The following is a 21,379-nucleotide window of genomic DNA, read 5'->3' on the forward strand; positions in this document are numbered from 1 at the left end:
GAAGCGCCTTGGACAAGCCCCAGCAGCCGTTCTTGGACGGGATGCCGAACCTGAGCGAGGCGCACTTCGAGGTGCCGAAGGCGGAGCGGGTGCAGGCGTCGACGCCGCTCGACCATGCGCCCCGCTTTCTCATCCTCTACGGCTCGCTGCGTGAGCGATCGTTCAGCCGATTCCTCGCCTACGAGGCGGCGCGGCTCCTCGAGGCGATGGGCGGGGAGGTGCGCCTCTACCACGCGCACGGCCTGCCGCTGCCCGACGACGCGACCGCCGACCATCCGAAGGTGCAGGAGCTCCGCCAGCTCTCGCTTTGGTCCGAGGGCCAGGTATGGGTCTCGCCGGAGCGGCACGGCAACCTGACGGGCGTGATGAAGAGCCAGATCGACTGGCTGCCCCTGAGCGAGGGATCCGTGCGGCCGACGCAGGGGCGGACGCTCGCGGTGATGCAGGTCTCGGGCGGCTCGCAGAGCTTCAACGCCGTGAACAGCCTGCGCGTGCTCGGCCGCTGGATGCGGATGATCACCATCCCGAACCAGTCCTCGGTGCCGATGGCCTACAAGGAATTCGACGACGCTGGCCGCATGAAGCCGGGACTGCTCTACGACCGTGTGGTGGATGTGTGCGAGGAGCTGATGAAGTTCACCCAGCTGACCCGCGGGAGAGCGGACTACCTCGTCGACCGCTACTCCGAGCGCAAGGAGCTTGAGCCTGAGCGGCTCAGGGCAGTCGCAGCGGATGTGGGCTTCGTGAAACGCTGACTGACCGCATCGCCCGCTCCCACGGCGGTCGGCCCGACAGCACCATCCGATGGAAGTGCGCGTTCATGGCCACGGTGCCGCTCGGGCCGCCCTTCAGTGGCGAGAGGATCCTGGTGCACCGGACGCCGCCGCGTTCGGCCACGACGTCGATGACGCGTGCAGCCGTCACCTTCTGGCTGCATTCGACCAGCGAGACGCCGCCGGCCGACGGGTCGAACCTCGGGAGGTCCGGGCAGCGGCCGGCGCGGATGGCCTGCGCGACGACGGGAATGCCGGACGCCTCCGTCTGCCGCCTGATCGTCTTCAGCGCGTCCTTCGGAACGGCGGAGACCTCGACGGGAGCGTGCAGGGTGAGGCCGAACCCGATCGGCGGCAGCTGCGCCGCGTCGCCCACGAGCAGGAGTCGTCCGCTCTCCGGCATCGCCCGCAGGATCCGGTAGAAGGTCGGCAGGTCGAGCATCGAGCTCTCGTCGACGACGACCAGCGCTTCGGGCCCGATGACGATGTGTCTGGCCTCGGCTGCCTTCAGGAAGGCCGCGATCGTGGAGGCCTTCCGGCCGGTCGCCTCCGTCATCCTGACAGCGCGCCGGCGGACGCCGGACATGCCACCCATGCTGCCGGCTTCGATCCGGCGCGCGGCGGAAACAGGCCTTGGCGTCCGCCGCCCGCATTCGGAGCTTGCTCCGGGTCACGGTCCTCTGCAGGCCGCGCGTTCAGCAGGGTACGCGGTGGATCGTCTGGGTCTGCGTCGTCGGCCGGGGCTCGTCGCCCGGCCGATCTCGGAGCCCGGAACGAGGCGAGCAGTCCGGTGCGGGGCGTGGAGCTGACACGCAATTCCACGCCACGATCCGGATAGCCTCATATTCGACGCCGAGACAGGGCGCGAACTCGGGCACGATCTGGTAGCGCAGGCGCAATCCCGCCCGGAGCGTCGAGAGGCCCGAGCCGATCCCGAGCTCGGGCATGTTCCGGACGGCGAGGTTGAACCCGACCGCCGGCTGGAGGATCAGCTGGTTGGTGATGCGCCGATCGCATTCGGCTTCCTGCCTCGCCGTTACGACGCCCTTGTCCGACAGGAACAGCGCGCCGTCGACCTCGAACCAGTATCGCGCGAGCCCCTGGACGCCGACGACGAGGTGCGTGCGCTCGGGATCGGGCCGGAAGTCGTGGCGGACTCCGGCATGGACGTCGAGCCACGGATCGATCGCCCGGCTATGGAGCGCCTGCAGCTCGGCCGGCTCAGGGCTCTCGCTTAAGACGCCTTCCCCCTCGGACTCGAGTCGAAGCTCTTGAGATGAACGCCTCCTGCGCCTGCCCGCACGCTTCGACTCGCAACGCCGCTGGCGGATGCCTCCCGCCGAGAGGCCGGCAAACCGCGTGTCCGCCACCCGAAGCCCTAGCGTGACCCGTGTACGGCCAGTCGAGATGTGGTAGCTTGGGTTCGTGAAGTGGTTTGCTCGGCATATCTGCAGGCTCGTGGTTGCGGCCTTTATGGTCACAGCCCTGGCGTTGCCTGCTGCGGCACATGTCCAACGCGGGCATGCACACGGCGCCAGGCAGACGACTTGGGAGCGGCTCGCTAGCACAGTCACTCGCGGCGCCGTGGCGCGGGTCCCCCACTGCGCGGGCAAGCGAGCATCGGACGCCGCCCACCGCACTGGCTGCTGCACGGGCTGCCTCTGTCACGCGCCCCTGTTGGTACCCGAGACCGAGCCGGTCTCCCAGTCCTGGCGCTACTCGCGGCCGGTCGCTTGGTCAGCGGACGACGGCCACCCAGACGCATTCCTCGAAGCGTTGCGGAAACCTCCGAAATCCTTCGCGTAGCACGCGCTTGCGCGCTTGAAGCGGCTTCGTGTCGACGAGGGCGTGGAGTGTAGACCTGCGAGGGGAAATATTTCCAAGCGCATTCACAATGTCGCTGCGGCATCCGCCGCGCCGATGCCGCCATGCATCCAATTCGGCGGCCCCTCGCCCATAGGCATAGCAATCATGGATGTCGTCCTGGCTCCGCCAACGCTGGCTTCGGGGCGACGGAACCTCATCCACTCGCTCGCCCCGGGCCACGCACGCCTGCGGCGCAGCTTCGACATAGGAAGATTCCATCATGGCAACCGAACGTTCGAACGACCGTGTCCTGACACTGACGGCGGAGGTCGTCTCCGCCTACGTGCGGGGCAACGCCATACGCGCGGCGGACGTCGCCGACCTGATCAAACTCGTGGAAGGAACCTTTCAGGCCATCGTGGCCGGCCCGGCGGCCAACCAGCCGGCGGCGTCCGCGACGGCGCTGACGCCGCCCGTCGCGATCAAGAAGACGGTGACGCCCGAATACATCGTCAGCTTGGAGGACGGCAGGCCCTACAAATCACTCAGGCGGCATCTGGGCACGCGCGGGCTGACGCCTGAGCAGTACCGTCGAAAGTGGGGCCTCCCGCCAGATTATCCGATGGTGGCGCCAAGTTACTCCGCGCGGCGCGCCGAGATCGCCCTGCGCACCGGACTCGGCCGCGCTGGCCAAGAGGCGGTCGCGAAGGCTTGAGCGCATCCGTCGCACGGACGGCCTTTACGCGGAGCCCGCCCTGGGCGCGCCGGTCCCGACGGCCTAGGCGCGCCCAGGCGTGAGGGAGCAGCGTGCCTCCGACCCGGTTCTCCAGGCCCGCCGCCCAGGGGCTCGGAGCGTGCCCGGCCTCGGGAGGACCTGCCTTCAGCCTGGCGAACGCGAGGTCGGGGTGAGCGCCTGGAAGTCTCTGACCGCTTCCTTCACCGCGCCCAGGAGCAGGTCGACACCGGCGCGCTCCGCCAGGACGAGCACCGGCCCGGTCCCCAGCGAGAAGTGCGCGACGAGCCCCGGCAACTCGCCGTTCCAGGCGCTCGTGATCCTCTCGCCCAGCGCGGATACCGCGTCGACGCGCCAAGCGGTGGCTTCCCCGACGAGGGCACGGGTGATCCCTTCCACCCGCACGACTGCCAGCGCAGCCGGCCAGGCCCCAGGCTCGGTGACCTCGAACGGGCGGCGGAGCGCCTCACCCGCATTGCGTCCGGCCGGGTCGATACCGAGCCAAGCCGAGAGTTCCTCGTAGATGGCCCAAGAGACGGCGGGGCCCTGAGGCTTGCCCAGCGCGACCGCCCATGCGAGCCCATTGTCGTCCAACCACGCGCCCTCGGTTCATCGGGCGTGGCGTAGCCTCGGCGGCTTGGCACGAGGCGGCAACCTCCGACTCGCCCGCACGGTTCGGGCCAGCGGCGGCGCGTCGGGGCCGAAGCCCCTCCGTCGCTGTCCCCTCGTTTGCCAGGCTTAGGATCGTGTCGAGGGATGCACGATGGTTCACGGCTTGGACAGGCCTCAGCGCGTCTCGACCGTCACGTGAGCGAGCACGTGGACCGGGCGAAGCCGGCGACGGACCGTTTCTCCGTCAACGCTCCCCGTAATGCTGACGATCGCCGCATGAGCGCCAGGGCCGATCCGCCAGATGTGTAGGTCGGTGATCCAGGCGTCGCCCTCGCGCTCGACCTCCTCGCGAACCTCGGCCTCGAGGTGCGGGTCCGCGGTGTCGAGAAGCACAGCCGCGGCGTCGCGGAGCAAGTTCCACGACCAAACCGCGATCACGATCGCGCCGACGATCCCCATCACGGGGTCGAGCCAGACCCATCCCAAATGGCGGCCGGCAAGAAGTGCGGCGATCGCCAGCACCGAGGTCAGCGCGTCCGCCAGCACGTGGACGAAGGCGGAGCGCAGGTTGTTGTCGTCGTGGCGGGCATGGTGCTCGTGGTCATGACCGTGATCATCTTGTTGGTGATGATGGCCCCGGTGGTGATCGTGCCCACCCGACAGCAAGAAAGCGCTGGCGATGTTCACGGCAAGCCCGATCACCGCAACGAGCGTCGCCTCTCCAAAAGCGACAGGGCGTGGATCGAACAAGCGTCCGACCGACTCTACGCCGATGCCGAGCGCGATGAGCGCCAGCACAAGCGCCGAAGCGAAGCCGGCCAGATCCCCGACCTTGCCGGTGCCGAAGCTGAAGCGGCGATTGTGCGCGTGGCGGCGCGCGAACGCGTAGGCGGCCGCCGCGACCGCCAGTGCACCGGCGTGCGTCGCCATGTGGAAGCCGTCTGCGAGCAGAGCCATCGAGTTGAAGATGCTGCCGGCAATGATCTCGCCGACCATCATGACTGCGGTGAGCGCAACGACCCAGAGGGTGCGGCGAGCATTCTCATCGTGCCTGTCGCCCAGGAAGACGTGGTCGTGGCCTAAGGCCTCGATCTCGGAAATGGTGCTCAAAAGACCAATCCTTACTTTGCGTAGCGTCGCACTGCCGCGATCAGCTCCTCGGCTCCTGCGGAACGCGCCTCGTCGGTCAGGTCGGGCCGGGCAACGTGCTCCCGGACGTGATCTTCGATCAGCTCGTCCATGAGCCCGTTCACCGCGCCGCGAACGCCCGCGACCTGGTGCAGAACCGCCGAGCAGCCGGCTTCGCCCTCGATCGCCTTTTCAATGGCGGCGATCTGGCCGGCGATGCGGCGTACACGCGCGAGGAGTTGATCTTTGTTGGACTTCACATGCGCCATAGGGTACTCCCCTATTCCATATCACACGCGAGTGGAAGCCGGTTTGGGGCGACGCGGTGCCGCGGCCTGGGAGGTAGCTATGAGCTTCGTGGCCGGGATTGAGCCAGGACAGCCGAGCCTGCTACCGCCTTGCATCGACGATTACGTGTCACCCGACGCGCTGGTCAGGATCGTCGACGCCTTCGTAGACATGCTCGACCTTCGCGAGCTCGGCTTCGAGCGTGCCGTTGCGGCCGCGACTGGTCGGCCCGGTTATCATCCCGGGGATATGCTGCGACTCTATATTTGGGGCTACCTTAATCAGGTCCGCTCATCTCGCCATCTCGAGCGCGCGTGCCGCCGCGATCTTGAAGCGCTCTGGCTCATGCGCCGCCTCACGCCCGGCTACCGCACCATAGCCGCCTTCCGGCACGACAACCCCGAAGCGATCGTTGGGGCGAGCGCCGCCTTCGTGCAGTTCTGCCGCGAGCAGGGCTTGATCGGCGGGAAGACGGTCGCGCTCGACGGTACCAAGATGCGAGCGGTCGCAAGCCCGAAGAACATCGCCGGCGCCGAGCGGCTCGCGCGCGACCACGCCCAGACCGAGCGCGAGATCAAATACTATCTCGACCGGCTCGACGCCATCGATGAGCAAGTGGCGCAAGGCTTCGATGATCAGCCCCTGCACCGCGAGGCGTTCACCGGCGCGATCGCCTCCTTGGAGCGACGCAAAGACCGCCTCGCGCGACGGCAGCAGGAGCTCGCCGGTCGTGACGAGAAGGTGCTTGTGTTCGGCGAGACGGAAGCCAAGCCGATGGGCTACGCCCATGCGCCGAAGCTACCGTCCTACAATCTCCAGAGCGTCGTCGATGTAAGAGGCGGGCTCATCATCCACCAGGACGTGTTCAACGACGCGAACGACAGCCACCTACTGCACCCCATTTCCGTGGCTGCGAAGCACGTCCTCGAAGCCGAGGAACTCCATGTTCTGACAGACGGCGGCTACTCGAACGCCGAAGAGGTCGCCCGCTGCGAAGGTGAGGCGATCACGGTCTCCGCTCCCATCAAGCGCGGGGCGATGAACAGCGAGCATTTCCGGCCGACGAAGTTCGTGTACGACGAGGCGAGCGACACGATCCGCTGGCCCGGCGGGCAGACGATGCGCCCATCCGGCAAGCACACGCGCAATCGCGCGATCCGCTGCCGCACATCTGCTTGCAAGGACTGCGTGTTGAAGCCTCGCTGCACGCCTGGCGCTCAGCGGACCATCCACCGTCTTTGGGATCAAGGTGCGCTCGATCGCATGGAGGCGCGCATCTACGCCGATCCGAGTCTCATGCGCACCAGACGCTGCACTGTCGAGCATCCGTTCGGAACGATCGAACGAATGTCGGCTGGAGGCAGGTTTCTCGCTCGAGGGTTCAGGAGAGTGAAGGCGGAAGCGGCGCTATCGGCCCTGGCCTTCAATCTCATCCACGCCGTGAACGCCTTCGGAGCGGAGAAGCTCAGGCGAGCGGGCTGACGGGCGGCCGCGCCGCTCCCGGCAGCGCGCCCGCGCTGCGCGCTGAGCCCCTGCGCTGCGAGTTTTAGCACAGCCTGCTCTGTGGCGCCCCATCTTCAGCGCACGATGCCGGACGGCGTCGCCTGCTGCCCGCGCCGGCGGCGGGACAGGTTTCGTACCCGTTCCTGGGAAGTGGTTCGGGACGAGGCCGTGGAAGCCATCCCGCAGGCGTTCCTGCCGCCGGCAGCGGCCCTTGCCTGTTCTCGCCTACGGCCTGTGATCGCTTGAACCACCTGATGCGGTGGGCGTTTCGCCTCTCTTGAGCGAGGAGGAGCGATGCTGTCGGACGCGCAATGGGCCGAGTTGGAGCCGCTGGTCGAAGCCCGCCGGCCGAAGGGCAAGACGCCGCCTCAGGATCTGCGCCGCACCGTCTCGGCCATTCTCTGGCGCCATCAGAACGGAGCCAAGTGGCGCGCCGTGCCAGCCGAACTCGGACCCTGGTGGCGTGCCGCCCAGATCTTCATCCGGTGGGCGCGGGCCGGCGTCTGGGAGCGGCTCCTCAGCCTTGTTCAGGAGCGCGGCGTGCAGCTCGGCATGGTGTTTCTCGATGGCACCAGCGTGCGCGCTCACCAGAAGGCGGCCGGGGCTGCGCGAAGGGGGGATCTCAAGCTGAGCGAGATCATCGTGAGGCGCTTGGCCGCTCTCGTGGCGGATCTGGGACCAAGGCTTGGGTGATCGCTGACGGGGCGGGGCGCGCCATCGCCTTCCCGATCGCGCCCGGTCAAGCGCATGAGCTGCCCCAGGCCATCCCGCTGCTCGATCAACTGCCGGGCGTGCCGAGGTGGGTTGAACCGCCCCGGGTTTCCCGGCAACTGTAATCAGTCGACAGCTGCTACGGTGTAGTCTGTGCCGGTGGCCAGCATGGCGTTGAGTGTGACGAGGAGCTTGCGGGCGGTGGCAGTTAGCGCGGCCTTTGTCGGCTTTCCAGCGCGCTGCAGGCGCTCGCGGAAGTCGCGGAAGACTGTGCAGCGGCGTGACGCCTGGAGGGCTGCGAGGTAGAGGACCGTTCGTACGATCGGCCGACCACCGCTGACGCTACGCGGGCCGATTCGCTTTCCGCTCTCGCGCGCGATCGGTGCCAGTCCGGCCAAGGCTGCGATGCGACGCCGATCGAGCTGCCCGAGCTCAGGCATTTCGGCAAGCAAGGTCGCGGCGACGATCGGGCCGACGCCCGGTGCAGTCTGCAGACGTCGGGCAATGGCTCGCGCTTCGGGATCAGCTTGGACCAGCGCGGCCATCTGTGCCTCGACCTTCGCGATGCGGCGGTCGAGAACGGCAATCAGGCTTGTGATATCGGCACGAGCGTGTCGATCAGCGGTTTGATGGAGCCGCGTAGCTTCCTGCTTGCGCATCTCGACGAGTTGGCGGCGGCGCGTCGCCTGGGCCTGGAGGGCGCGACGCGCCGCCGCCACGGGCTGCGTGGGGGCGGGCCGCAGACGTGCGCCGAGTTCGGCCAGCATACGTGCGTCGACCCGGTCGGTCTTGCCGATCACCCCCATGGCACGGGCGAAGTCGCGCGCCTGCCGCGGGTTCACGCGGCTGAAGCGCACCCCACACGCTTCGAGCGCCTCGCGCAGCACCCGATCGTAGCCACCACTGGCCTCGAAGATGATCCAGGCTCCTTGTTTCGCGCACGATGCAGCGAACTCTCGAGCTGTAGTCAGTGTGTTGCCGATCCGACGTGCCCCGCGAAGCGGGTGATGAACATCGAGCCAATCCTTGGCGACATCGACACCGATGAAGAGTTCTTTCATCACGATCCCTACTCCTGTCCTTCGGGATCGGACGGGGCCGTCCCAATCAACTGTTCAGGCTGATGATCGATGACGCGAACGGCTCCCAATCCGGGAACTGGGCTCTGGCGCCCGGGAGGCTCGCGGGATGCCGTCCGCGAGCGCAGCGTAGGTCAATCGCGACAGACAGGAGGCTCCAACTCTTGAGAGGATGGAGCCATGACGAAGCACACCCCACCCTTCTCCCCTGAGGTCCGCGAGCGGGCGGTCCGGATGGTCCGGGAGCATCAGGGCGAGCACGGCTCGCAGTGGGCGGCGATCCGCTCGATCGCCGCCAAGATCGGTTGCTCGGGCGAGACCCTGAGGAACTGGGTGCGCCAGTCCGAACGTGATCAGGGCGTGCGGCCGGGGGCGACCACGGACGAGCGCGAGCGGATCAAGGCGCTGGAGCGGGAGAACCGGGAACTGCGGCAGGCCAACGAGATCCTGCGCAAGGCATCGGCGTATTTTGCCCAGGCGGAGCTCGACCGCCGGTTCCGGTCATGATCGCCTTCATCGACGATCATCGTGCGCTCTACGGGGTCGAGCCGATCTGCAGGCTGCTGCCGATCGCCCCGTCGACGTACCACGCCCATGTCGCTCGGCGGGCCGATCCTGCAAGGCTGCCGGCCCGAGCCCGGCGGGACGCGGCGCTGGTGGCCGAGATCCGGCGCGTGCACGCGGCCAACTTCGGCGTCTACGGCGTGCGTAAGGTCTGGCGGCAGCTCGCGCGCGAGGGGATCACGGTAGCGCGCTGCACGGTGGCGCGGCTGATGCGGGCGATGGGCCTGCACGGCGTTGTCCGCGGACACAGGGTCCGCACCACCGTTCCCAACCCAGCCGCCTCCTGCCCCCTCGACCAGGTCAACCGGCAGTTCAAGGCCGAGTGCCCGAACAGGCTGTGGGTCGCGGATTTTACCTACGTGGCGACCTGGGGCGGCTTCGTCTACGCGGCCTTCGTGATCGACGTCTTCGCCCGCCGGATCGTGGGCTGGCGCGTGTCGCGCTCGGCCCGGGCCGACCTCGTGCTCGATGCCCTGGAGCAGGCCCTTCATCAGCGCCGGCCCTTCGCGGGCAGTGGGCTCGTGTGTCATTCAGACAGGGGATCGCAATACGTGAGCATTCGCTACACTGAACGCCTGAGGCAGGCGGGCATCGAGCCCTCGGTCGGCAGCATCGGCGATAGCTACGATAATGCCCTCGCCGAGACGGTGATCGGTCTGTTCAAGACCGAGGTCATTCATCGACGCGGTCCCTGGCGCAGCGTCGAGGCGGTGGAGTTCGCCACCCTCGAATGGGTCGATTGGTTCAACACGCGCCGGCTGCTCGAACCGATCGGCCATATGCCTCCCGCCGAGGCCGAGGCGCGCTACTATGCGCGCGTGCAGGAGCCGGCCCTGGCCGCCTGACCCAAACCAAACAGCCTCCGGGAAACCCGGGGCGGTTCAGGTGGTGGGCGACCGGGGCTACACCAGCCATCGCTTCCGTGAGCACATCTGGGGCATGGGCGCCCGGCCTGCGATCCCGCCGCAGCGGCATGAGGCGCCCGTCGCCTGTCCAGAGTGGATCGACACCAACCGCAACCGGGTCGAGCGCCTCTGGGCACGATTGAAGCAGTGGCGTGCTGTTGCCACGCGATACGAGAAGACCGCCACCAGCTTCGCCGGTGTCCTCTGCCTGGCCGCCGCGCTCGACTGGCTCAAGCCATAACAGGCCGTAAAGGCCGGGACAGACGCCACGGCGGCCCTGCTCGTTGTCCTCGCGATCACGCACGTCGTGCTCGTCGGGCTGCCCTCGCGAAAGGTCGGGACGGCGCGCCACGCCGCCGCGGTCCCCAACGGACGCGGACATCCCGGCACGTGTCAGTATGTCCGCCTCGGCCGTCCACGCTCCAAGGGGAGAATACGCGCCGTGTCCCGGGCGTGATCCGCGAGGGCCAAGCAGGCCTCATCCTGTGAGGCCGAGGCTCATGTCAGGCCTCGGCGCCGCCGGCGAGCGCTTCCAGCGCGCACAGGAGGTGCTCGGCCGCGCCGAGCTCCCCCTGGCGGCAGGCCTGCCGAAAGGCGGCGAGGATCAGGGCATCGATGGCCTCCGCCTGACCTTCGAGCGGTCGCGAACTCATCGGTTTCCTCCTCCGGCCGGCGGAACCTCGGACCGGAAGAGACGGACCGCCGCCAAGGCCAGCGCCAGTTCCGCAGCCGCGAACACAGCGAGGACGGGCCCGAAGTCGAGGCGGAGCATCGACCCGAACAGCAGGCTTCCCAGTCCAAACCCGGTGAACAGGAGGCAGACGTTCAGGCCCATGGCCTGGCCTGGGCGTTGGCCGCCGAGTGCAGTGACGATGCCGGCGAACAACGGTTGGGTCATGTCGTAGCCGAGGGACAGCACCGTGACCGCCACCGCCGCCAGGAGCAGGGGGGCGTCGAGGATCAGGGCCGCCGCCGCTAGGGCACCCAGGAGGAGCCCGAGCGGCAGGAGGCGCCCGCGACCGTGCCTGTCCGCAACCCGACCGATGACCGGACCGAGCAGGAATCCGGGGATGCCATAGCCCAGGAGGGCGAGGCCGACGCCGACGGGTCCGAGGCCGTAGCGCCGCTCGAAGTACAGGCCCAGCCAGGTGAACACGCCGGAGTGAAACATGGAATTCAGGAGGACGTAGGCGTAGGTACGGCGTCCGCGGGGAGAGACCAGCAGGTCCCGGTAACCGCGGAACAGAGTGCCCAGGTCCGCCCCGGCCGCCATTGCGCCCGGGATGATCCCGCGGGAGGGCATGAGAACGAGCAGGATCGCCGCCCCGGCAGCGCCGACCGCCAGGAAGAGGCCGCGCCATCCGATGAACGGTTCGAGCAGGGCCCCGAAGGTCGACCCGAAGGCCATGCCGCCCGCCATGGCGCCGAAGAGCCACCCGAGCGGGCGCCCGCGTCGCTCGTACGGGAAAAGCCTGCCGACGAGGACGAGACCGAGCGGCACGACCCCGCTCGCTCCGAGCCCGGTCAGCAGACGCCAGAGCGCGAGCTGCTCCACGGACCCTGCCGTGGCGGTGAGGGCCGTCAGTACGGCGAAGGCGGTCAGCGATCCCGACATGACGCGCCAGATGCCGAGCCGATCCGCCAGGAGGCCGTAGACGAGCGTCGCCACCCCGTACGGGATCAGGTAGGCCGGGACGATCAGGCCGACCCGCTCCGGCGAGGTGCCGAACGCCTCCCCGAGCTGGGGAAGGACCGGCGCCACCATGAACGCCTGAAAGAAGATGATGAAGGTGGCGGCCGCAAGCACCCGGAGCAGGCGCTCCCGCAGGGCGCCCGGCAGGTCCGGCGTCACCGGCGTCACGTCCGGACCTCGACGGTCTCGAACCCGCTGCTCGCCAGCGCTGCCCGGATCTCCACGGGCCCGACCCGGGACGGCTCGAAGCGCACGGTGACCCGCCTGCGCCAAGCGCTCGATCTCGCCTGCCGGACGCCCGGCACGGCCCTCGCCGCGCTGCGGATGCTCTCGGCGCAGCCGTCGCACCTCATGCCAGGCACGGAGAAGGAAGCTTCCGCGAGAGGGGCGGTGTCTTGTCGTTCATGAGCTCTCCGGGGTTCAAAGCAGGTCCGCGTAGACCCGCGCGTAGTAGGCACTGACCAGCAGGAGGGAGCCGCAGCTGAGAACCTGGAGCGCGCGGCTCCACAGGCCGAGGCGCGCCAGGCGCGTGACCGTGCTCGCGGCCGCACCGGCGGCGAGAAACGGCAGGCCCCGCCCGATCCCGAACGCCAGGGCGAGAAGGACGCCACGGTCTGTATCGCCGTCCGATGCGGCGACCGTGAGCAGCAGCAGCAGCGGGGCGACCGAGGTGCCGACGCTGAAGACGAGCCCGTAGGCGAAGGCCCCGAGGATGCCGGGCCGGCGCCAGGCAGTGAGGGCGGCGAGGCGCATGCGCGGCCACCGGAAGGCCAGGAGCGCGGCGGCAAGCGAGACGACCGCCATGACCAGCGCCCAGGTCCGGCCGAACGATTCGGTCGCGAGCGCGCCGAGGTGGCCGGCGGCGGCGCCGAGTGCGGTAAGGCTCAGGACGATGCCGGCGAAGAAGGCAGCCGCGACGTGCAGCCCGGCGCGGCGCGATCCCGCCTCGGACGCGCCGGCGACGCTGGCGAGGCCGAGCCCGACCGGCAGGGTGCAGGGACAGACCGCGCTGGCCAGGACGCCGGCGAGGACCGTGACCCAGAGTGCGGCCGGGCCGCTCGCGCCGGTGGCGAGCGGCTGGATCAGGTGTTCGAACGTCACGGCGCGATCACCGGGGTGCCCGCCTTGTAGCCGAGGCCATCGATGGCCGTCGTCACCCGGTCGAGCAGGAGGGTTCGGCCGGGAGGATAGGAGACGCGGAGGGACCGCCGCACGAGGTCGACCTCGGCGTCGGACACGCCCTCGATCGTCTTGACGGCGCGCTTGATCGACGCGGCGCAGGAGAGGCAGGCCATGCCCTCGACCGGAATGGTCGCGACCCTCAGGCCGGACGACCGCACCGACGGGACCGGCCCATCCTCGGCAGCCCGTGCCGGGTCGAGGGACACGAGCAGGGCCACGGCGGCGGCGAGCGCGGCGGCGACGCCCGGACGAGGATGCGGTCTCATCGCAAGGCTCCCTCAGGCCGGGTTCGGTCGGGACGCCGCGGGCGGGCTGCCGACGCTCATGATCGCGCCCAGGAACAGGCCGGGCTGCCCCCAGAGCGAGTTGAGGAAGATCGCGGTGACGCTGACCGCCATGGCGACCATGGCCCAGATCGGGTTGATCAGCCCGGTCGCGGCGACCGGGATGCCGATGCCGTTGAAGGTGAAGGCCAGCCAGACGTTCTGGAGCATCTTGGCGTAGCTGCGCCGGCTGATCCTGCGGGCGAGCGGCAGGGCGGCGAGGCGGTTCGAGAGGATGATGATGTCGGCGGCCTCGATGGCGATGTCGGTGCCCCGCCCATGGCGATGCCGACGTTGGCCTGCATCAGCGCGGGGGCATCGTTGATGCCGTCGCCGACCATCGCGACTGGGCCGCTGGCCTGGAGCCGCCGCACGGTCTCGGCCTTGCCGTCGGGCAGCACCCCGGCATGGACCTCGTCGATGCCCGCTTCCCTGGCGATCCGGCGTGCGGCCCGCTCGTTGTCCCCAGTGAGCAGGACCGTCCGAAGGCCCTCCTTGCGCAGGGCCGCGACGGCCTGCGCGGCATCGGCCCGCAGCCTGTCGTCGAGGGCGAGCAGGCCCAGCGCGCGGCCGTCGCGGCCCACGGCGATGACGGTGCGCCCGGCCTCCTCCAGGGCCGCGATCCGGGCCGGGGCCGGCGAGAGGTCGATGCCTTGGCCCTCCAGGAAGGCCGGGCTGCCGACCAGGACCTCGCCGTCCGCGATCCGGGCCGTGACGCCCTTGCCGGGACTGGCCTCGAACGCGGTGACGTCCGGGGGCACGGCACCGCGCGCGAAGGCGGCCCTGACCACGGCGTGCGCGAGCGGGTGCTCGGACGAGGCCTCCGCCGCCGCGGCCAGCGCGACGAGCTCGGCCTCGCTGCCCCAGAACACCTCGATCTCGCGGACCACGGGCCGTCCCTCGGTCAGCGTCCCGGTCTTGTCGAGGACGACCGTGTCGACGAGCCGGTAGCCCTGGAAGGCCTCGCCGGTGCGCATCAGGATGCCGTGCTCGGCCGCCTCGCCGGCGCCGCGCACGATGGAGAGCGGCGCCGAGATGCCGACGGCGCAAGGATAGCCCATGACCAGGACGCTCAGGCCCGCGAACACGGCCCGCTCGACGTTCGGCTCGCCGCCGAGGAGCCAGGAGCCGGCGAGCCAGCCCGCGAAGGCGAGCGCGGCCACCGCGAGCACGGTGGGCGTGTAGACCTGTAGCACGCGGTCGACGAGGTGGAGCAGGCCTGGCTTGAGGGCGCGGGCGTCCTCGACCTCGCGGATCACCTTATGCAGGAAGCTGCCGGCGCCGACGGCCGTCACGCGTACGAGCAAGGTGCCGGTGCCGTTGATCGAGCCGCCGATGACGGCATCTCCCTGCGCGCGCTCGACCGGGAGCGGCTCGCCGGTGACGAGGGACTGGTCGACGGCGGAGCGGCCGCCCTCGATCGTGCCGTCGACGGGCACGCGCTCGCCGGGGCGGATGCGGACGCGGTCGCCGACCGCCACGCGTTCCAGCGGAAGGTCACGCTCCTGCCCGTCGCGGACCACGCGGGCGGTCTCGGGCTGAAGGTCGAGCAGGCGCTTCACGGCCTGGGAGCTGCGCGTCTTGACGATGAGCGAGAGCCACTCGGAAAAGATGTGGTAGGTGGCGACCATGACCGAGACGGCGAAGAACGGCGCCGTCGGGTAGTCCGGGCGGTCCAGGACCAGTCCGATGACGCCGCCCGCCATGCCGGCGAAGGCGCCGATCTCCAGCAGTACGTGCTGGTTCAGGATGCCCCGGCGCAGGGCCTGGAAGGCCATGTTCAGGATGTGGCGCCCGACCCCGAAGACGAGCACGATCGCAAGTGCGGCCACGAGCCAGGGGGCGGAGGTCGCAAGGTACCCCTGCAGGTTCAGGTAGAGCAGCCCGAGCGCCAAGGCGGCGAGTCCACCGGTGCTGGCGACCGCGACCTGGAGGCTGGTCTTCCTCAGGACGAGGAACACCATGGCGCCGAGGCTGATGCAGACCAGGGCAGGCAGGTAGCCGATCCAGCCGACCGTCGGATCCGCGATGATCGGGATGGAGGCGACGCTGAGGGCGACCGCGACGACGAAGCGGCGGCTCTCGCGCGCGAGGTCCCGCTCCTGCTCCTCGAAGGGCCTGACCTTGCGCGGGTCCGAGATCGTGTAGCCGATGTCGCGCAGGATCCCGAGCAGCGCCGCGGGTCGGGCGACGGCCGGATCGTACTCGACGAGCGCCTGCTCGTGGGTCAGACTGACGGCGACCTTGTCGACGCCGGGCTGGCTGCCGAGCGCCTTCTCGATGGTGCCGGTGCAGAGCGAGCAGTGCAGCCCGCCGATCCGGGCGCGGATGCGGGCCCGGTCGGGCCGGCTGGCCGGCTCCTCGCTCCAAAGAGGGAGGTCCATGTCGAGTTCCGCTGAGGCCATCGGGTTGTCTCCGGACCGGGTCGAATGGTCGGGTCAGGCCGGGTTGCGGGCCACGACGCGAAAGCCACGCTTCTCGACCACCTCGACGAGGCGGTCCTCGCTGGTGGTCGCCGGGTCGTAGAGGACGCGGGCGCGGCCCTCCTCGAAGGAGACGTCGGCGCCGCGGACGCCGGCATGGGCGTCCAGGAGCGAGCCGACCGAGGCGGCGCAGGAGGCGCACCGCAAGCCCTCGACCTTCAGGATAACGGTCTTCATCGTGTCTTCCTCATCGGTTCGTCGCACCCGCACGGGGCTGACCCTCTTGGCATGTCCTCCAGGGCCTTCAGGATGGTGCAGTCCTCCAGCCCACCGCGTCCTGGGCAGGAAGCGACCACGGCCTCCAGGGCCGCTCGCACCCGGAGGAGCTGGGTAATCTTCTCGTCCACCTCGGCGCTCTTGTGCCGGGCCTGTTCCCGCAGGACGGCGCAATCGGCGTCAGGCTTGGCGCGCAGGGCGAGAAGCTCCAGCGTCTCCTTCAGCGAGAACCCGATCCTCTGGGCCTGCCGGATGAAGCGGATGCGGGCGACCACCTCGGGCGAATAGGTCCGGTAGCCGGCCTCCTTGGACGGCTGCTCGATCAAGCCTTGTCGCTCGTAGAAGCGAATGGTCTCCACGCCGACGCCGGCGACCTGCGCCGCCTTTCCGATCGTCAGATCCCCCATCGTCGGTCCCAGCCTCATCGATTCCCTTCGAGCCTACAGTCCGTACCGTAGTACGGAGTCAACAGGTCCGTTGACGGCGAGCGGGAGACCGGTGAAGGGCCGCCTTTCGCTACCACGGATGGGACCTCCCGCGACACGGCCCCGGTCGGCAGCTGAGCGTCGAGTGGCGCGTGCCGGGAGGGGTGAGCAAGCCCCTGCCGGCGGAGAGGCCCCAGCGTGCCGGGCCGACCGTCCCGGGCCTACCGGTGAACTCGCCGGCCAGGAGGTGGAAGGCATAGAGCCGGACACCTGCGAGGTAGTCCTTTCTGGGCCGAACGGGCGGAGCACCTGCACGCGATATCGGGGCGGCGAGATGGCCTGAAAGGCTGTCGCCGCGGCATACTGGGCTCGCGCACCTGACGGGAGACCGGCCCATGGGCTTCTACGGCGACCGCATCCTGCCCTGGCTCGTCGACCGGGTCATGGCGAACAAGGACCTGCTCGGATACCGGACCCGGGTCGTCGGGGCGGCCCGCGGCCGCGTGCTGGAGATCGGCATCGGCTCAGGCCTCAACCTGCCGTTCTACGGTCCGGATGTGACAGACGTCCTTGGCATCGAACCCTCCCAGGGGCTCATCGACAAGGCTGCAAGCCGGTCGAGCAGGTCCCGCCGGCGCATCAGCTTCCTTCATGCCTCCGCCGAAGTGATTCCCCTGGAGACCAGAAGCGTGGACACGGTCGTGACGACGTGGGCCCTTTGCTCGATCCCCGACATCGAGGGTGCCCTTAGGGAGATGCGGCGCGTGCTCAAGCCCGGGGGCGAGCTCCTGTTCGCGGAGCATGGTCAAGCGCCGGACCGCTGGGTTGCCCGATGGCAGGATTGTCTTACGCCAGGCTGGAAGCCCATTGCAGGTGGCTGTCACCTGAACCGCCCCATCGCCGGCCTCATCCAGGAAGCGGGGTTCAGAACCACGGACCTCAGGACCGGCTATGCCCCCGGTCCGCGACCCTTCACGTTCATGTACGAGGGACGAGCCGTTCCCGCCTGACTGTCAGGGGAAACCGACCACGGTGCCTTGGCGAAGCTTTCGCACGGGACAGTCCTACGGGCTCTCGTTCGGCGTCAAGCTCCCGGTTCCGAGGAGCGAGACGGATTGCAGGCTTCGAGCAACCGGAAGCGGCACTGGTTTCGAGCGGGAGGACCAAATCCTGCGGGATGGCCGGGGGCTGCCGGGAGGGTGCTTGTTCACACCCGAGCATTTCCAGGTCTCACGGGCTCAGAGAAGATCGGCCCGAAGATGGCCCCAGCGACCTCCAACGCCTCGTTCAAGGTCAAAGCGAGACCGTCGTGGCGTTGCGACCTGCCGGTGAGCCAGCGCCGAAGGTGCCCGTGCGAGCAGAAGAACGCGGTCGTCCGGCAGCACGAGGCGGCGGCTCCGCCCTCGTAAGCGAAGTCGTACCAGACGACGGCTTCGCTCGGCGTCGCGCTCGGCACCTTGCGCCCTTCGGACGTGGTGGCCACCCGAACCGGTTCCCCGCATGCACGGCAAGACGACTCGATCTCGACATCCATCCCGTACATCGCCCCCGCGCCGAGCGCGTCGATGGCGCAGAGGGCGTTGAGGGACCGGCCCCTGAGAAAAACCCGGTGGCCTGTCGCGGATTGCGAGAATGGATACGCATATCGAATGGTCTCGGTTGCCGGCTCCAAGCCGAGGAGGTCTCGGAATTGCAGGCTCTGCAACACGGCGCGGACGGGGCCTTCGGCGATACCCGTCGTGGCGGCGATGTCGCCGGGCAACGGCGGGCACCCCTGTTCCGCGTAGAGCCGGAGGACGGACTGCCAGACTTGATCCTCGTCCCTGCTCAGAGGATGCGCCCACGCTTCGAGCAGACCTGACCGCGCGGCCATCCGCCCGGCGAGCGCATCCCTTGCGGCCGGTGAGTTCACGCTCGACCAGTCCGGGCGGAACACGCCCGGCCTGATCTCGGCGGCAGGGTGGTCCGGCCCTGCGGTCCTGACGGCAGACATCGGCATCGACGTTTGCTCCCTGATCAACCGGCGCAGCAGGATAGTTTCTTGATGTCCCGGTCGAAGGTCTGGGCCGCGAGCTTGAGGCCCTCGACGGTGGTCAGGTACGGGAAGATCGTCTCGGAAAGGTCGTCGATGGTCAGGTCGCAGCGGATCGCCATCGCGGCCGTCTGGATGCTGTCAGCGCCCTCGGGTGCCAGGATGTGCGCGCCCAACAGCCTACGGGTGCTCCGGTCCGCCACGAGCTTGATCAGACCGCGCGTGTCGCGAGCCGCGAGCGCGCGGGGCACGTTGTCGAGCGTGAGCACCGAGGTTCGAACGTCGTGCCCGGCCGCCCGTGCCCGGGCTTCGGTCAGGCCGACACTCCCGACCTGGGGGTCGGTGAACACCACGGCCGGCATCGTCCTGTTGTCGTAGCGCAGGCTGTCCCCGTTGAGCGCGTTCCTGGCGGCCAGTCTCGCGCCGTAGGCCGCCATGTAGACGAACTGGTCCCTCCCGGTCACGTCACCCGCCGCGTACACGCCCGGCCTCGACGTGCGCATGCGGTCGTCGACCGCGATGGCGCCCGTCGGCGTCTGGGCGATCCCAGCCTCCGCGAGGCCGAGCCCCTCTGTGTTGGCCGTGCGCCCGGTCGCGACGAGGATCCGCTCGGCCGTGACCGTCTCATCGCGTCCGTTTCGCCGGACCGTGAGGCTCACGCCGCCCGCCATTCGGCGCACGGCGTCGTAGGCGAGGTCGCCTAGGATGGTGATGCCCTCGTCCGCCAGGTAGCCGGCGAGCGCCTCGCCGATCTCCGGCTCCGCCTCCGGCAGGAGACGGCTGCGGAAGACGAGGGTCACGGCGACCCCGACCCGCGCGAACGTCTGCGCAAGCTCCGCACCGACATAGCCGCCGCCGAGCACGATCATCGAGCCCGGGAGTTCGGTCAGGGCGAGCGCCCCTGTGCTGTCGAGCGCCGAGATCGCCGCCATGCCCGGGATGGCCGGCATGGCCGGGTGCGTCCCCGTGGCGATGATGATGCGGTCCGCGTTGAACCGCTTCCCGCCCGCCTCGACGCCGCCCGCGACGAGGCGCGCCCGCCCCTCGTGGTGGACAACGTTGTCGTAGGCTGGCAGGAGATCTTCGTATTTCGCCTGCCGCAGGGACTCGACCAAGGCATCCTTCTGGGCGGCCTGGGCACGCCAGTCGACCACCCGCGCCTCACCCCGGATGCCCGCGAAGCGGCCAGCCGCCCCGTTGGCGTGATGCACGGCCTCCGCGGCCCGGATCAGGGCTTTCGACGGAACGCAGCCCACGTTCACGCAGGTGCCGCCGATCGTTCCGTGCCCGATCAGGGCGACCCGGGCCCCCTGCTCGGCCGCCGTGATGGCGGCCGAAAATCCGGCCGACCCGGCGCCGAGCACCACGAGGTCGAAGCGCTCGTCGCCGTTTCCCGCGCGCCGGGCGCTGCAGCAATCGCTCATGATATGACTTTCCAAGTGTGTTCGTCCGCGTCGCGGCATTCGGATGCCGCCGGACCCTTGGGTTCTCTTGGCCGATGGAGCCCGCCTGCGGCCAGGTTCACCGGAACGAGGAGCACCGGGATCAGGACGTAATCGGCCTTGGCTGCCCAGGACGCCATCCCGACCGCCCCCGGTCGGTCCCGAGCATGGCCGTCGCGCTACAGGGCGAGGCCACGACGGCGACCGCGGTGCCGGTTCGAACGAGGATGCGGTCCGTCGTCGCGATGCTCCGCCTCTTCAGCGAGCCTGGGCGGTGCCGCCCGTGCTGTCCGCGGTCGCGCTCCTCACCTCCTTCACGGAGGACGGGTACCCGGCGTCGGTGGTCGCCTGGGAGAGCGCCTCGGCCGCGACCTTGTCGTCATCGAAGGTGACGGTCGCCGTGGCCACGCCACCGTGTTCGATGACGGTTACCTGGACGACGCCGGTCAGACGCGCCAGCGTCCGTTTGACGATGGGAGCGCAGGTGACGCAGCTGACGTTCTGGACTTCGAGGACGGCCGTCCGAGGAGCGGCGAAGGCATCATCGGCCGACATCAGGACCGATGCGGCAATCGCGGTGCGGAGGAAGGTCTTCATGGTGATCTCCCGGAGTTCGTTGCAGGTCAGAGGAACAAGGACGCGGTGTAGGGGAAGGTCACAGCGGCGAGGATGAGCACGGCTGCCGCCCAGAGTCCGACCTTGACGATGCGGCTCGAACCCGGCCGCGCGCACGGGCCGTCGGCCGCACAAGCTGCCGGGCGGCGGTAAGCCCGCCAAAAACCGAAGCCGAGGAACGCGACCGCCGCGGCGATGAACAGCGGCTGGTACCGCGCGAGCGCGGTCAGGTTGCCGATCCAGGCGCCGCTCACGCCGAGGCTGAACAGCACGAGGGGCAGGATGCAGCAGGAGGAGGCGCCGAGAGCGGCGAGGATGCCGCCGGCCGCCGCGAGTCTCTGTCCGTCCTCACCCGTTTCGCTCCGCTGCGGAACCGTGGCCCCGCGAGGGGCCGTGCCAACCCACTTATCCATCGAGGATCTCCTTCCCTGGGGAGGGTGTGCAACCTGTAGTCACTACAGGTGCAAACGCTTTGTTGGGGCGTTCGCCCTTCCTCCGGAAGGCCGCAAGAGGGCTCGAAGGCGCTTGAGGCCAACTTGAGGCAACCGAGTCGAGAGCGGAGGTCGGCCCGCCTGGATCGGTCTCGACACGACGGTAGAAGCGGCTCGAACGGTCGGTGCGGCAGTACCTTGTTCGCCCGCGCATGCGATCCCTTGGCCAGACCGTCACCTGGTCGCAGTCGATCCGGGTCTCCTGGATGCGTTGGACCTGCCCGCTCGTCGCGACCTCGTGCCAGACGGACTGCCGGGACCGGCTCCAGAGCCAGGCCTCACCGGCCTCGATGCTCCTGCGAAGCGCATCGGCCTTCATCCAGGCCAGCATCGGCACGGCCCCGGATCCGGCATCGTCGACGATGGCCGGAAGCG

General features: G+C 69.3%; 23 protein-coding genes, 3 pseudogenes and 1 other annotated feature. Of the genes and pseudogenes, 7 read left to right on the top strand and 19 right to left on the bottom strand.

Annotated features, from left to right (window positions below; genetic code table 11):
• Nucleotides 1-8 precede the first annotated feature (8 nt).
• Entirely contained in the window at nt 9-755 is a 747-nt protein-coding gene (arsH, locus tag VQ02_RS01235) for an arsenical resistance protein ArsH (RefSeq protein ID WP_048442336.1), read from the top strand.
• Here the strand turns inward: arsH and VQ02_RS01240 are convergent.
• Nucleotides 715-1,368, bottom strand: a complete 654-nt coding sequence (locus VQ02_RS01240) for an AAA family ATPase (protein WP_083468972.1) — start codon at nt 1,366-1,368, stop codon at nt 715-717. The two genes, arsH and VQ02_RS01240, sit on opposite strands and share 41 nt — an antisense overlap.
• A gap of 100 nt (nt 1,369-1,468) precedes the next feature.
• Nucleotides 1,469-2,254: a copper resistance protein B gene (locus VQ02_RS34530; protein WP_245239584.1), complete on the bottom strand. Its 786-nt coding sequence runs from the start codon at nt 2,252-2,254 to the stop codon at nt 1,469-1,471.
• Nucleotides 2,255-2,859: 605 nt separating this feature from the next.
• On the opposite strand from VQ02_RS34530, the gene VQ02_RS01250 reads away from it, so the two are divergent.
• Complete coding sequence (locus VQ02_RS01250; protein WP_048442338.1) at nt 2,860-3,294, top strand: Ros/MucR family transcriptional regulator; 435 nt, start codon at nt 2,860-2,862, stop codon at nt 3,292-3,294.
• A gap of 165 nt (nt 3,295-3,459) precedes the next feature.
• On the opposite strand, the gene VQ02_RS01255 is transcribed toward VQ02_RS01250, so the two are convergent.
• From VQ02_RS01255 to VQ02_RS01265, 3 genes are all read right to left on the bottom strand, one after another.
• Nucleotides 3,460-3,906: a hypothetical protein gene (locus tag VQ02_RS01255; RefSeq protein WP_048442339.1), complete on the bottom strand. Its 447-nt coding sequence runs from the start codon at nt 3,904-3,906 to the stop codon at nt 3,460-3,462.
• Nucleotides 3,907-4,098: 192 nt separating this feature from the next.
• Nucleotides 4,099-5,034, bottom strand: a complete 936-nt coding sequence (gene dmeF / locus VQ02_RS01260) for a CDF family Co(II)/Ni(II) efflux transporter DmeF (protein ID WP_048442340.1) — start codon at nt 5,032-5,034, stop codon at nt 4,099-4,101.
• 11 nt (nt 5,035-5,045) lie between these two features.
• Nucleotides 5,046-5,321, bottom strand: a complete 276-nt coding sequence (locus VQ02_RS01265) for a metal/formaldehyde-sensitive transcriptional repressor (protein ID WP_048442341.1) — start codon at nt 5,319-5,321, stop codon at nt 5,046-5,048.
• Nucleotides 5,322-5,400: 79 nt separating this feature from the next.
• On the opposite strand from VQ02_RS01265, the gene VQ02_RS01270 reads away from it, so the two are divergent.
• A complete protein-coding gene (locus VQ02_RS01270) occupies nt 5,401-6,822 on the top strand; it encodes an IS1182 family transposase (RefSeq protein WP_048442342.1) in 1,422 nt (473 codons plus the stop codon).
• Between the two features lie 315 nt (nt 6,823-7,137).
• Nucleotides 7,138-7,649 (top strand): annotated as a pseudogene (locus tag VQ02_RS01275) (IS5 family transposase); the annotation flags it as partial.
• A 30-nt stretch (nt 7,650-7,679) separates the two neighbouring features.
• Here VQ02_RS01275 and VQ02_RS01280 read toward each other — a convergent pair.
• The gene (locus VQ02_RS01280) at nt 7,680-8,615 is read right to left on the bottom strand and encodes an IS110 family RNA-guided transposase (RefSeq protein ID WP_048442344.1); all 936 of its coding nucleotides are present in this window, start codon (nt 8,613-8,615) and stop codon (nt 7,680-7,682) included.
• Between the two features lie 198 nt (nt 8,616-8,813).
• On the opposite strand from VQ02_RS01280, the gene VQ02_RS01290 reads away from it, so the two are divergent.
• Together VQ02_RS01290 and VQ02_RS01295 are read left to right on the top strand one after the other, a co-directional pair.
• Nucleotides 8,814-10,042 (top strand): IS3 family transposase gene (locus VQ02_RS01290; protein WP_157080440.1). Its coding sequence is split into 2 segments (ribosomal slippage): nt 8,814-9,102 and nt 9,102-10,042, totalling 1,230 coding nucleotides; the frame shifts between segments, so codons are not numbered across the junction.
• Nucleotides 9,095-9,211 (top strand) — a sequence feature (AL1L pseudoknot). It overlaps the preceding gene by 117 nt.
• Before the next feature lie 40 nt (nt 10,043-10,082).
• Nucleotides 10,083-10,343 (top strand): annotated as a pseudogene (locus VQ02_RS01295) (transposase); the annotation flags it as partial.
• Nucleotides 10,344-10,605: 262 nt separating this feature from the next.
• Here the strand turns inward: VQ02_RS01295 and VQ02_RS36620 are convergent.
• The 8 genes and pseudogenes from VQ02_RS36620 to VQ02_RS01330 all read right to left on the bottom strand — a co-directional run bounded on the left by VQ02_RS36620 (nt 10,606) and on the right by VQ02_RS01330 (nt 16,406).
• A complete protein-coding gene (locus VQ02_RS36620) occupies nt 10,606-10,755 on the bottom strand; it encodes a hypothetical protein (RefSeq protein ID WP_157080441.1) in 150 nt (49 codons plus the stop codon).
• Nucleotides 10,752-11,963: an MFS transporter gene (locus VQ02_RS01300; RefSeq protein ID WP_048442348.1), complete on the bottom strand. Its 1,212-nt coding sequence runs from the start codon at nt 11,961-11,963 to the stop codon at nt 10,752-10,754. The genes VQ02_RS36620 and VQ02_RS01300 overlap by 4 nt, the downstream gene beginning before the upstream one ends.
• Entirely contained in the window at nt 11,960-12,253 is a 294-nt protein-coding gene (locus VQ02_RS01305; protein ID WP_342447803.1) for a heavy-metal-associated domain-containing protein, read from the bottom strand. Before VQ02_RS01305 ends, VQ02_RS01300 begins: the two co-directional genes overlap by 4 nt.
• Nucleotides 12,216-12,896 carry a cytochrome c biogenesis CcdA family protein gene (locus tag VQ02_RS01310; RefSeq protein ID WP_048442350.1) on the bottom strand — a complete coding sequence of 227 codons (681 nt, stop codon included), beginning with the start codon at nt 12,894-12,896 and terminating at the stop codon, nt 12,216-12,218. Before VQ02_RS01310 ends, VQ02_RS01305 begins: the two co-directional genes overlap by 38 nt.
• Nucleotides 12,893-13,243: a heavy-metal-associated domain-containing protein gene (locus VQ02_RS01315; protein WP_053080110.1), complete on the bottom strand. Its 351-nt coding sequence runs from the start codon at nt 13,241-13,243 to the stop codon at nt 12,893-12,895. Before VQ02_RS01315 ends, VQ02_RS01310 begins: the two co-directional genes overlap by 4 nt.
• A 12-nt stretch (nt 13,244-13,255) precedes the next feature.
• Nucleotides 13,256-15,705 (bottom strand): annotated as a pseudogene (locus tag VQ02_RS01320) (heavy metal translocating P-type ATPase).
• Between the two features lie 33 nt (nt 15,706-15,738).
• The gene (locus tag VQ02_RS01325; RefSeq protein ID WP_048442351.1) at nt 15,739-15,960 is read right to left on the bottom strand and encodes a heavy-metal-associated domain-containing protein; all 222 of its coding nucleotides are present in this window, start codon (nt 15,958-15,960) and stop codon (nt 15,739-15,741) included.
• Entirely contained in the window at nt 15,957-16,406 is a 450-nt protein-coding gene (locus VQ02_RS01330) for a MerR family DNA-binding protein (protein WP_048442382.1), read from the bottom strand. Before VQ02_RS01330 ends, VQ02_RS01325 begins: the two co-directional genes overlap by 4 nt.
• Before the next feature lie 413 nt (nt 16,407-16,819).
• Here VQ02_RS01330 and VQ02_RS01335 point away from each other — a divergent pair, with 413 nt between their 5' ends.
• On the top strand, nt 16,820-17,434 hold the full coding sequence (locus VQ02_RS01335; RefSeq protein WP_048442352.1) for a class I SAM-dependent methyltransferase: 615 nt from the start codon (nt 16,820-16,822) through the stop codon (nt 17,432-17,434).
• Between the two features lie 197 nt (nt 17,435-17,631).
• Here VQ02_RS01335 and VQ02_RS01340 read toward each other — a convergent pair whose 3' ends face one another.
• From VQ02_RS01340 to VQ02_RS35255, 5 genes are all read right to left on the bottom strand, one after another.
• Nucleotides 17,632-18,423, bottom strand: a complete 792-nt coding sequence (locus tag VQ02_RS01340) for an alkylmercury lyase family protein (RefSeq protein ID WP_048442353.1) — start codon at nt 18,421-18,423, stop codon at nt 17,632-17,634.
• A gap of 17 nt (nt 18,424-18,440) precedes the next feature.
• Nucleotides 18,441-19,880: a mercury(II) reductase gene (merA, locus tag VQ02_RS01345; RefSeq protein WP_048442354.1), complete on the bottom strand. Its 1,440-nt coding sequence runs from the start codon at nt 19,878-19,880 to the stop codon at nt 18,441-18,443.
• 276 nt (nt 19,881-20,156) lie between these two features.
• A complete protein-coding gene (locus VQ02_RS01350; protein WP_048442355.1) occupies nt 20,157-20,495 on the bottom strand; it encodes a cation transporter in 339 nt (112 codons plus the stop codon).
• 26 nt (nt 20,496-20,521) lie between these two features.
• On the bottom strand, nt 20,522-20,926 hold the full coding sequence (locus VQ02_RS01355) for a mercuric transporter MerT family protein (protein WP_048442356.1): 405 nt from the start codon (nt 20,924-20,926) through the stop codon (nt 20,522-20,524).
• Nucleotides 20,919-21,335 (bottom strand): phosphoribosyl-AMP cyclohydrolase, encoded by a 417-nt coding sequence (locus tag VQ02_RS35255; RefSeq protein ID WP_083468973.1) that lies wholly within the window; start codon nt 21,333-21,335, stop codon nt 20,919-20,921. Before VQ02_RS35255 ends, VQ02_RS01355 begins: the two co-directional genes overlap by 8 nt.
• Nucleotides 21,336-21,379 lie beyond the last annotated feature (44 nt).

The sequence above is a fragment of the Methylobacterium variabile genome, assembly GCF_001043975.1.
GTDB classification, from domain to species: Bacteria; Pseudomonadota; Alphaproteobacteria; order Rhizobiales; family Beijerinckiaceae; genus Methylobacterium; species Methylobacterium variabile.